This window comes from Trichococcus collinsii, assembly GCF_900107505.1.
Lineage (GTDB): Bacteria > Bacillota > Bacilli > Lactobacillales > Aerococcaceae > Trichococcus > Trichococcus collinsii.
In genome coordinates, this window is sequence record NZ_FNQH01000002.1 from 649,093 (window position 1) to 660,216 (window position 11,124).

An 11,124-nucleotide genomic window follows, 5' to 3' on the forward strand; every position below is an offset into this window, starting at 1 on the left:
TGTATTCAGAGCATAAAAAAAGTCCCACCCTTTTGCCGCATAAGCTAAGAGTGGAACTTTATCGTTCAAAACATTCAAGTTGAAATCCAACGGACTAAGTGGTTTGGCTATAGATTATATTTTTTTTGCTTCTTTGATTGGGCGTTCGTTTCCTTCAATCGCTCCGTCGCTCAATATTTTTTCAGCGACCAAAAACAGGATCGGCAACAGCACATCATCCGCATAACCGGCCATCGGGATAAAATCCGGGATAATGTCGATTGGACTGATGATGTAAAGAATGATCCCCAACACCAGCCATTTTTTCTTGCCGTCGACTTTGGAATCGAACAGAGAAAGGATAAGCGACTTGACTTTACTAAACGGTGTCAGACTGATTTTCTTTTTTACTTTCATTATGCATTTTCCTTTGCTGATTGATTTGGACAACCCTTCTTTGCTTAAAGCCTTCTTAACGGGCTCTGTCTGGTTATCGTGAACAAAGTATACTGCTTATTTAAAGTATATGAATCAGTCTCAAGGATGATTTTTCCGCCTGCCGAAATGCCTCAGTTATGCCCGACAATCAAATGCGGGACATACGGTTCTTCCAAAAAAGCGACTTCGTCATCGGTCAGCCTGACCGCCACAGCATCCACCGGTCTATCCAGATGCTCAAGCTTGGTGGCCCCTATGATGGGCGCTACGACCGGTTCCTTCTGTAGAAGCCAAGCCAAGGCGATTTCGACGCGGGAAAAACCTCTGTCGGCTGCTATCTGAGCCAACCGTTCGACGATGATCCGGTCCTTATCGGCAGTGGCCTCGTACTTCGAACGCGCCACGTTATCCATTTCCATCCGTTTGGACGTCTCCGACCAGTCGCGCGTCAGACGGCCGGATGCCATCGGACTGTATGGGGTCACAGCGATTTTTTCTTCCCGGCAAAGCGGCAGCATTTCCCGTTCCTCTTCACGGTAAAGCAGGTTCAGATGGTCCTGCATCGACACAAAGCGCGTCCAGCCGTTCTTTTCCGCAACGTGCAGGGCTTTTTGGAACTGCCACGCATACATCGCGGAAGCCCCGATGTAACGGGATTTCCCTGATTTCACCACATCGTGCAGGGCTTCCATCGTTTCCTCGATTGGTGTATTGTAGTCCCAGCGGTGGATGATGTAGAGGTCCACATAATCCATATCCAGGCGCTTCAGACTATGGTCGATTTCGCTCAGGATAGACTTGCGGGACAGCCCGGAACCGTTCGGGCCCTCGTGCATCTTGCCGTGGACTTTCGTCGCGATGACCACTTCGTCACGCTTCGCAAAGTCCTTGATGGCGCGTCCGAGGATCTCCTCGCTTCTACCCAAGGAATAGACATTGGCAGTGTCAAAGAAATTGATGCCCAATTCCAAGGCGCGCTTGATGATTGGCCTGCTCTCCTCTTCTTTCAGCGCCCATTTGTGCAGCCACGTATCAGGATCTCCGAAGCTCATGCAGCCCAAACAAATCCGCGATACGTCCATTCCTGTATTTCCGAATTTCACATACTCCATTGTTATGCTCCTCCTTTGATTACCCTTTTTTCATAGTGAAAGGCTGTCCGGGTGCGTAGGCATGGATCCTTTCCGGATTCACAACCCGGTCGAACAATGATTGCGGATCGGCGTTGAATACGTTCAAATCAGGTGCATCCACCGTGCCCCAATGGCAAAGAATCAGATGCGCATCGGGATAGGTGTTCGCCATTTGGATGGCCCCTGCCAATCCGATGTGCCATTCGTTGTCGGAAAAGTCGAACAGGATCGCATCCGGTTGCGGCATCTCCAAGTGTTCATTCATCAAACGAGAATCGCCCGGAGCCCAGATGATTCCATCCGGCGTTTCAATCCAAAAGCCGCAGTAATCCTCCAACCGGAATACCCGAAAATTGTATTTGGCTTTTTCGTTCTGCCAGGCATGGTCCGCCGGCGTCAGCATTATTTTGGCCGGTCCAATTTCGAATGTGTCCCCGATGTCATGTCCTTCTGCCGGAAACCCTTCCGCTTGCATCAATTCCGCCACATAGTGCGGTCCGTGGAATGCCTTGGAGACATGCTCCAGCGCGTGCAGCGTCGGCACGCTGTAATGGTCGTTGTCGCAGTGCGTGATCAAGACCGCATCCAAGTGCGGAACCTTTTCCGGCGCAATCGGCATGCCAATCAAAAGCGGCATATCGAAGTCCTTCAGCATCGGATCCATCATCAGGCAGGTGCCGCGGGTATTCACGAACATCCCGCCGCTGCCCAGCCAACGAACTTCCGTGTGGTCGATCAGTTGAAAGGCTTCTTCTCCAAATAACACGGTAGGTGGTGGAACGGCTTGTTTGTATTTTGCCATTTGCTTTTCCTCCTTCTGGCCCGGTCGATCCGAACCGCTGCAAACTATCTTATTACTGCTTATCTTAACGCTGTTTAAGCGCCAATACCAATAGTTGTTTTGCATTCTGAATTATGCCTTGAAGGCATTCTTTAATTCCTCGATGAACTTCGCGACGACAGCCGGAAAAGTCTGGTATTTTTTCCAAGCAATCACGACACCCGTTTCCAAGACGGGATTCAACAGTCTGAAGCAAAGCTGACTGGCCGCGCTGTCCGGAATAAGTTTTTCCAGACAAAGTGCATATCCCAGATCCGCCTCCACCATGATGGCGGCGTTATAGATCAGATTATAGCTGCCGATGATGTTCAAGCTGTCATAAGTATCGTCGAACCAGTTCACCAATTCATTGCGGACAATCGATCTTCCAGCGACCAAAATCGGATAAGTCAGGAGATCGTCCGGATTGATTTCCGCTTTTTGCGCCAGCGGACTGTCTTTCCTCATAAGGACGCCCCATTTTTCTTTTTGCGGAATCCGGATAAAGTCGAACTTTTCGACATCCACCGGTTCCGTCAACAGACAGATGTCCAACAATCCTTTATTGGCACGGTCCTTGATTTCGTCGGCATCCGCACTATAAAACTTGTAGGTGACCTGCGGATAATCCAGACTGAATCGCTTGATATGCTCAGCCAGCAGCCGCATAAATTGCGTTTCGCCACCACCAATCGCAATTTCACCATTCATGAGCGGCTTCTGCTGCTTTAGTTCTTTCTCGGTCCGATTGGTCAAATCAAGGATCTCTTCCGCCCTGCGCTTCAGGAGCAGTCCCTCGCTCGTCAAAGCGATTTTCCGCTTTCCGCGCCTGAACAACTGGACGCCCAATTCCTCCTCCAGTTGCATCATCTGCCGGGACAACGTCGGCTGCGTAATATGCAATTTCTCGGCAGCGCTGGTGATGTTTTCCTCATAGACTACCGTTAAAAAATAATGTATGACCCTTAATTCCATATGTATTATGCTCCATTTGCTGATTATTCCGCCACTGAAGGCGTTCACACTTCCATGATGACACAAGCAGCCCCATCCGACAAGCGGGAACATCTATCAAAAAAACGCTGCAGAATCGCATCCATAGCGCGACTCTTCAGCGTTTCCCATTATCCTGAATATTCTTTTTTGTACAGTTCTACGCCTTCGACGAAGCGCTTGATGCCGTCCTCCAGAAGCCCCTTTGGACAGGCATAATTCCAGCGGACAAAACGCGAGCCATTTCCGCCAAAGATATCCCCTTCCGAAAGGTACAATCCGGTTTTCTCCCGGATGAATGCGCAAAGTTTCTTCGTATCCTCCGTCATCGCTGTGCAATCGATCCAAGCCAGATAGGTTGCTTCAGCCTCGATCACATGGACTTCGGGCACAAGTTGCTTCAATGAACCAATCAGAAATATTCGGTTCTGTCCCAGATAGTATCGCAGTTCCTCGAGCCATTCTTCCCCGTCTTCAAAAGCCGCTTCAGCCGTTTTGATCGCGAAGGTATTGGGCTCCGCCACTTCATCCGTGTTGATCCCTCTGTCCACCATTTTTCGGATTTCAGGATTCGGGATGACGATCGCCGCTGTCTGCAGTCCGGCGAGATTGAACGCTTTCGTTGGCGCAACGCAAGTGATTGTCCGATCTGCAATCTCCTCGGAAACGGAGGCAAATGGAATGTATGAGTGGCTGATGTGCGTCAGATCGCAATGGATTTCGTCGCTTACGACCAGCACATCATGCTTGATGCACAGTTCGGCGATCCGTTCCAGCGTCGGCCGATCCCAAACTTTCCCGATCGGATTGTGCGGGTTACAGAAAATGAACAGCGAAGTAGTGCTTCGGGCCAGTTTTTCCTCGAGGTCCGCGAAAGCGATGGCATAACTTCCGTCTTCATAGTGCAATTCGCTTGCCAAGACTTTCCGGCTGTTGTTCAGTATGGAATTGTAGAAGATGTTGTAGACCGGTGAAAGCACCACGATGTCATCGCCTATCTCAGTCATTTTCCTGACGATAGAAGAGATGGCTGGGACGACGCCTGTGCAATAGACGATCCATTCTTTTTCCATCGTGAACTGATGCCGCCTCTGCCACCACCTGATGATGCTTTCCCGGAAACTGTCCGGGACGGTATTGTAGCCGAAAGCGCCTAGCTTCAGACGTTTTTCGATGGCGTCGACAACAGCCGGCGCTGTCCCGAAGTCCATGTCCGCCACCCACATCGGCAATTCATCCGTTTTGACGTCCCACTTATAAGCGTTTGTGTTCCGTCTGTCGATGACGTGATCAAAATCGAATGGCATATTCCCGGTCCTCCGCAAGCTGGTATTTGGTGTTCTCGGCGGCGATTTCCGGATCGTCAACGATCAGCTCGCCGATTCCTGTAGCGGTTATCGTGCCGCTGATCGGATTTTTGATGCTGTCGATACGGCTGTTCGCTTGAATGTCGACCGTCGAATATTCGAAAGCCAGATCGGTGTTGATGAGCGTGCAATTCTCCATTCTCACGTTCTCCATATAGCACATGCCCTGATTGCTCTCGATGACGCAGTCGATGAAGGTGATGTTTTTCGAATTCCAGCCCAGATATTCGCCGACGATCATCGAATCCCTGACGACCACATTCTCGCAGTTCCAAAAAGCATCTTTTGAAAGCAATTTGGCATGCAAAATCTCGATATTTTTGCCACCGTCAAAGGCATAGTTGCCCGACAGCGTAAAGTGCTCAATTTGGATGTTTTCGCTGTTCATCGCAAAATAATCGCCTGCTGCGTTTACATGTTGCAACGTAATATCGTTGCAATTCCATAATGTCTCTTGGGCATTTGGCATTTCCACTCGTTCCAGCTTAATATCGGTGGCTTTCCTGAATGTCTTGGGCGCTTGGATCATGCTGTCGGTGATGGTGATGCCATTGGTGTACCAAATGCCGGAACGCGCAGTCTCCACTAAAGTGATGTCATTTGCCTGGATGTTCTGCGCATACCATAACGGATATTTCCAACGGAAGATTGTTTTTTTGAGTGCGATATTGCTGCTTTCCTTCAATGGAGACTCCCCATCAGCAAAGACTGAATGGCTGATTTGCAAGTCTTTCGCTTTGAATAGGGCCCGCTCCCCGGTGAATAGCTGTTGATTTAGATGTTCCATATTTTTTGACCCCTCTCTGATACAATCAGAGCGTACACCTTAACCTTGACGTTAAGTCAAGCAATAAAAATAAGCCCACCAAGCGGCGGGCTTATTTCGTGCTTTTTTCCTTCTCGGCTTCCGGTTGGGAGCTGAAGTCCCCTGTTTCCCCTTGAAGGCGATCTTCGTAAAAATTGATTTTGTTTTCGATCACTTCAAGATTGTGCATCAAGGCTTGGATATTTTTTTCCAACAAACGCCGCCGCTTCTCCAAGAGTTCCATCCGTTCCAGCATCGTTGCATCCCCTTCGGTACGCCAAATGGTGTACTGCTTCAGTTCCGCCATAGACATGCTGGTGCCTTTCAGATGCAGGAGAAAAGTTACCCATTTTAAATCCTGATCGGTGTAGACACGCAGGTTATTCTCATCGCGATCCGGTTTCAGAAGACCTTCATTTTCATAATAGCGCAGCGTCGACACAGGTAGACCGATCATTTTCGAAAATTCTCCGATTGAATAGGACATGCCATCCCACCTCCATTTATTACGCATACTATAGCCCTATTTTTTAGTGAAAGGAAAAAGCATTGGAACTCTTTTGGTGTACTCTTCCCATCCATCGTATTTCTCCATATTTTTCTCCAGTAATGGAGTTGATATTTTGATTAATACGGTACTCATCAAAATAGGTGAGATCACTAATAATAGATAATAATAAGGGTTGATGGAATCAGTAAAGAACAATGTAATGCCACTAGCATATAATCCAATCCAGATCAGGATTTCACCAAAATAGTTTGGATGACGTGTGACTGACCATAATCCTGATTGCAGAAGCGAATGTGTTTTTTTATTGATGTGTCGTCTTAGTTGTTCATCACCCACCACTTCAAAGAACAGTCCTACCAGCGCAATGAATAATGCAGCATAAACAAAATAGCGGTGAGCTGAATCAAAACTAAATTCGTTGTATTTGATCACCACATAGCTCGCAGATCCAACGATAAAGTTAATGATACCTTGAACCACAAATACTCTAAAAAAGGCGGTGACAACTACTTTATCACCCCACTCTTTACGCCACTGCGCATATCTGAAATCTTCGGGTTTTCCATAATTTCTTTTTAATAAACGGAGTGATAACCTAAGGCCCCACACACTGATAAATCCAACAATAGCATACGATAAAACTGTGGGATTTTCAGTCACAAGCAGTGTAAGCCAGCTCCCCACAACAAACCCCATCCCCCAACCAATATCGACAATTGAATTGTTTTTAATTACTGTTGCGATAATAAAGATTATCGTAAAATAAACAAAGGTAAAAATTAATGGGACCAGTAGTCCATCCAAACCTATATTCGTGAATCCTTGCGTCGCTATTGCTAACGTTGCTATAAATAATAGCGTATAAATTACAATCCTTTTCTTATCCATATTCCACCTCTTTCAAATTTTTATACATCGTACCTTACCCAAAAAAAGCAAAAAAATTTAGCTAGTTCTATCAATAAAATGTAATACTCTCATTATACACTAATATATAATAAGCAATCGAATCAAAGCTTCAAACTGAAGCCCGAATTTTTTATCCTTTTAATTGGAACGCGTTCTCATTAGAATCTTATCTCCGATAAAGTAAATGCTTGCACCTAATACGGCCGACAAGTAGATAATTAAATTATTAAAACTAACGCCCCCAAAGATAAACAGCAAAAGAACCGTGGCACTATAAAAAAGTTGACTTGCCAATAGTTTGGATCTATTTACGCTGTTCCCTTTATCATCTTTGGTCTCATCATTTGATAAAAGCCAAAATAGTATAAGCGATAGACCTAATGCGGTAATTACAAATAGGGTTACAGCATTTGAATAATCTATACTGTCGACTGATAAATTGTTCATAAAAAACCGATCCACTGCAACAATCCCTATACTGATTGCACTAGCTATCCATGCTTTTCTCGTCTTTGCTCCCTTTTTCATGCTACAAACCATAGCTAATACGAATATCATCAAATATATACTGTTTTTGTTATTGAATGATAGGTAGGTAGTAAGTCCCAGCACTGAAAATATATCAAACATAGTCAGCTCTTTTCCTGTAATCCCATTTATGATCCTCATAAGTAAAAGTATCCAAACAACCACTAAAAGCTGAACATTTCCATAATAAAGTAAATTTAAAAGTGAAAATGCAGCAGCTAGAAATGCTGAGTACTCATGGTTTGGATCCACTTCTCTAACAAGTGCCCACGTCAAAAAAACTCCAAGGCCTACATAAACCCCTGATAAAACATTGCTGGTTAACAACCATCCACTAGCAGCTGCTATTACTGATGATAGTACTATCATTTGATTTGTTTTATAACTAAAATCTATATTTCTTCCCAATGTAAACATATGTCCACCCCTCAATAAATACATTATATCCTAATTTGAGATAACCAATCAGCTAACACACTAGGCGGCCTGTCAAATGGTGTTGATGAGGTAAATTTCATCAACACCATTTATTGTAGAACCAAATTCCATTCGCTCCTCTATCGTCGCATCCATTTCCGAGAACGCTCCAATTGAATTGTCCATGCGCTCCCACCTCCATTTTCTAAGATACAACAGCACGATATTTTGAGAACGAAAAATAATTATGAGCTTGCACTTGACTTAAAGTGCACTCTAGGGAGTATGCTGAGTCTAACATTCCTAAGGAGATGATTTTATGGCAAAAGTTACAGCAGGAAGAGATTTATTAGGCGATTTTGCGCCAAAATTTGCTGAATTGAATGACGATGTCCTGTTTGGGCAAGTCTGGTCGCGGGAAAAGGAATTCGCGCCGCGTGATCGTTCCATCGTCACTATCACAGCGCTGATCACAGGCGGAAACTTTGAACAGCTTCCGTTCCATTTGAGCAAAGCGAAGGAAAACGGCGTGACAAAAGAGGAGCTTGTGGAAATCATCACCCAACTCGCGTTCTATGTCGGCTGGCCAAAAGCTTGGTCCGCTTTCAACATCGCCAAAGAAATATACAAAGATTAATTTACAGGAGGAATAAAATATGTCAAAAAACGAAGAAGTAAAAAATGGCGTCATCTTCCCGATCGGTGATGAAAACACAGCTTACGCGCAGTACTTTGTCGGCCAAAGCTATTTTAATTCACTGGTGGCCGATCCCGAAGTGGCTGTCGGCGTCGGCAATGTGACCTTTGAACCGGGTTGCCGCAACAACTGGCATATCCATCATGACGGCTACCAAATCCTTTTGGTCACAGGCGGAGAGGGCTGGTATCAGGAAGACGGAAAACGCGCCCAATCATTGAAACCTGGGGATGTCATCGTTACCCATGACGGCGTGAAACACTGGCACGGTGCCGCCAAGGATAGCTGGTTCGAGCACATCGCCATCACCGCAGGAAAACCGGAATGGCTTGAACCCGTTGCTGATGAGTTGTATGAGGGTCTGCATCACTAATTGCACAAAAAAGAATGTCCAGCCCTGAAAATGGGGCCGGACATTCTTTTTTGATTGTATTGTATTAGTGAAAAAGATTAACAGTGGCTGTTAGTCGGAGGAAATCTTGGTTTTTACCCTCCAGCTCCGGAGAGGCCGCTGCCCGCCGGAGGACACTATTCAGAACCGGCCTCAGCTCCTACGAAGCGGACCTCACCGAAGATCACAAGCAATAATGTTGGCCGAACTCCGGCGAAGCCTCCGTTCACCGGAGGAGAACAATCAGATGTCCTGTCCTCCCGTTGGTCATCGTTCACCGTCGCCTCAATCTTCCACTACATAGACAGCAGCTTCATTGCCTGTGTGGTTGGCGGCTACGATGATGTCCCGGTCCGCCTCGTTCACAACCATGATATTGGATGGGCCGCAGCCCTTATCGATGATTTCGGTTTTAAACTCCCCGTCCACATATTGAATATAGAACAGATCGCAGTTTTCGCGACGGATGCCGCCGACAAAACTCGGCACGCCCCTGAGCGTTGTGCCCACCAAGGTGTGGGCAAAATCGATTTTATGCGGATATTCATAGACGGCCTCGTAACCGGCTTCCGTTTTTTTTGTAGATTTTGATGCTGTCGCCGTGGAAGGGCTCGATCGTGATCATTTCCTTCGTGCCATCGGAATCGATGTCCAGCAAGGCAACTTCGCCGATTGGAGTATCCAAAATCTGTTCGATTTCCCATTCTTTATCCGCAAAAGGAGTCACTTTGATGATCCCTTGATCGCTGGTGAAGTAGCCGACCGGTTTGTCGCCTTCATAATCTTTGTAGTAGCCGTGGTTACGGAAATAGCCTTTCCCCAAAACCTTCAGCTCGACGCCTCCGGTAGGGTCTTCCGGCAGTACACCATAATAGATGCTGCCTGATCTCGACCAATCATCCTTGAAATCCTTGTCATCCGCTATCGTGGCGCCGACAAAGTAATTCACGCCATCCACATCATAGATGTCGAAACGGTGCAGATAAGGCAGGTAAAGCACATCCTTGATTTCCCAGCCGGTCTCCGGATCGTATTTGCCCCAGACGACTTTCGACTTGCTTGGGCTGACCTTCAGGTAAAAATCGACGATGGCCAAAAATTCATTATTTTTGTTCGGTATGGGGATGATGGACATGCAGCCGCCGCCCTTTTCCCAAACGGTTTCCCTTTTTTCGAAGTCCTTGCCCGAATACATGTAGCAAGGGTAGCCTTCCTCTTCGCTTGCGATCAGCGCGCACGTTTCGCCTCCGATCGTGATGTAGCTAGCGCAGTAGCTTCGGTACATATCATCCAATTTCTTCTTGGTTATTTTCATCATTAATGTGCTCCCTTCATCATTTGCCCCGCACAGTTGCAGCAGGATTCCGTTTACTTTACGAACTTCGCTTGATAGGCCGCAACCACTTTTTCGGTCGTAAAGCCGAACTCAGCCATTACCACGTTGCCATTGCCGCTTGCGCCGTAAGTGTCGATGCCGTAAGCTAGGCCATCCAAGCCGACATAACGTTCCCAACCGAAGGTCGCGCCCATCTCGATGGACATGCGGTTGCGGACTGCGCCAGGCAGGACTGTTTCTTTGTAGGCTGCATCCTGGGCTTCGAACAGATCAAAACTCGGCATGGACACAACAGAGACGTCCACTCCAGCTTCACGCAATTGTTTTTGCGCTTCCACAGCCAAGCTCACCTCCGAACCCGTTGCGATCAGGATGCCGGCAGGCGTTTCGCCTTGTTGCGGCGAAAGCACGTAAGCACCTTTCTTCACGCCTTCACGGGCCAATGTTGGCGTTCCTTCAAGGACAGGCAAGTTTTGGCGCGTCAGCACCAACATCGTTGGTTTATCTACTGAAGACACGGCGATTTCCCAAGCAGCGCTGACTTCGTTGCCGTCAGCCGGACGCAGAACCGTCAAGTTCGGCATGCCGCGGTAGCTGGATAAGTGTTCCACTGGCTCATGCGTCGGGCCGTCTTCGCCTACGGCGATTGAGTCATGCGTCATCACGTAAGTGCCAGGCAAGTGCGAAATGGCAGCCAAACGCATCGCTGGACGCAAGTAGTCGGTGAAGACGAAGAATGTCCCTACATACGTTCTCGTTCCGCCATGCAGAACGATGCCGTTCATGATAGCGGCCATCGC

Annotated in this window: 14 protein-coding genes; 2 read left to right on the top strand and 12 right to left on the bottom strand. The window is 47.2% G+C overall.

What is annotated here, in order from left to right:
• Positions 1-114: 114 nt before the first annotated feature.
• From BLV66_RS07415 to BLV66_RS07455, 9 genes are all read right to left on the bottom strand, one after another.
• On the bottom strand, positions 115-396 hold the full coding sequence (locus BLV66_RS07415; RefSeq protein WP_086987116.1) for a DUF1232 domain-containing protein: 282 nt from the start codon (positions 394-396) through the stop codon (positions 115-117).
• A gap of 152 nt (positions 397-548) precedes the next feature.
• A complete protein-coding gene (locus BLV66_RS07420; protein WP_086987115.1) occupies positions 549-1,529 on the bottom strand; it encodes an aldo/keto reductase in 981 nt (326 codons plus the stop codon).
• A gap of 19 nt (positions 1,530-1,548) precedes the next feature.
• On the bottom strand, positions 1,549-2,352 hold the full coding sequence (locus BLV66_RS07425; RefSeq protein WP_086987114.1) for an MBL fold metallo-hydrolase: 804 nt from the start codon (positions 2,350-2,352) through the stop codon (positions 1,549-1,551).
• A 111-nt stretch (positions 2,353-2,463) separates the two neighbouring features.
• Positions 2,464-3,345: a LysR family transcriptional regulator gene (locus tag BLV66_RS07430; RefSeq protein WP_086987113.1), complete on the bottom strand. Its 882-nt coding sequence runs from the start codon at positions 3,343-3,345 to the stop codon at positions 2,464-2,466.
• A gap of 149 nt (positions 3,346-3,494) precedes the next feature.
• Positions 3,495-4,670: a MalY/PatB family protein gene (locus tag BLV66_RS07435; protein WP_086987112.1), complete on the bottom strand. Its 1,176-nt coding sequence runs from the start codon at positions 4,668-4,670 to the stop codon at positions 3,495-3,497.
• Entirely contained in the window at positions 4,654-5,517 is an 864-nt protein-coding gene (locus BLV66_RS07440; RefSeq protein WP_086987111.1) for a DUF3737 family protein, read from the bottom strand. The genes BLV66_RS07435 and BLV66_RS07440 overlap by 17 nt, the downstream gene beginning before the upstream one ends.
• A gap of 91 nt (positions 5,518-5,608) precedes the next feature.
• The gene (locus BLV66_RS07445; RefSeq protein ID WP_086987110.1) at positions 5,609-6,022 is read right to left on the bottom strand and encodes a MerR family transcriptional regulator; all 414 of its coding nucleotides are present in this window, start codon (positions 6,020-6,022) and stop codon (positions 5,609-5,611) included.
• Between the two features lie 36 nt (positions 6,023-6,058).
• On the bottom strand, positions 6,059-6,934 hold the full coding sequence (locus tag BLV66_RS07450; protein ID WP_086987109.1) for a DUF1295 domain-containing protein: 876 nt from the start codon (positions 6,932-6,934) through the stop codon (positions 6,059-6,061).
• A gap of 159 nt (positions 6,935-7,093) precedes the next feature.
• Positions 7,094-7,900, bottom strand: coding sequence for a hypothetical protein (locus BLV66_RS07455; RefSeq protein ID WP_086987108.1), 807 nt, complete (start codon positions 7,898-7,900; stop codon positions 7,094-7,096).
• Between the two features lie 319 nt (positions 7,901-8,219).
• Here BLV66_RS07455 and BLV66_RS07460 point away from each other — a divergent pair, with 319 nt between their 5' ends.
• On the top strand, positions 8,220-8,537 hold the full coding sequence (locus tag BLV66_RS07460) for a carboxymuconolactone decarboxylase family protein (protein ID WP_086987107.1): 318 nt from the start codon (positions 8,220-8,222) through the stop codon (positions 8,535-8,537).
• 19 nt (positions 8,538-8,556) lie between these two features.
• Positions 8,557-8,970 carry a cupin domain-containing protein gene (locus BLV66_RS07465; RefSeq protein WP_086987106.1) on the top strand — a complete coding sequence of 138 codons (414 nt, stop codon included), beginning with the start codon at positions 8,557-8,559 and terminating at the stop codon, positions 8,968-8,970.
• Positions 8,971-9,273: 303 nt separating this feature from the next.
• Here BLV66_RS07465 and BLV66_RS15690 read toward each other — a convergent pair whose 3' ends face one another.
• From BLV66_RS15690 to BLV66_RS07475, 3 genes are all read right to left on the bottom strand, one after another.
• Complete coding sequence (locus BLV66_RS15690; protein WP_218131811.1) at positions 9,274-9,477, bottom strand: hypothetical protein; 204 nt, start codon at positions 9,475-9,477, stop codon at positions 9,274-9,276.
• A gap of 55 nt (positions 9,478-9,532) precedes the next feature.
• On the bottom strand, positions 9,533-10,306 hold the full coding sequence (locus BLV66_RS07470; protein WP_218131812.1) for a hypothetical protein: 774 nt from the start codon (positions 10,304-10,306) through the stop codon (positions 9,533-9,535).
• A gap of 50 nt (positions 10,307-10,356) precedes the next feature.
• On the bottom strand, positions 10,357-11,124 hold a 768-nt coding region (locus BLV66_RS07475; protein ID WP_305367266.1), incomplete at its 5' end, for a transketolase-like TK C-terminal-containing protein.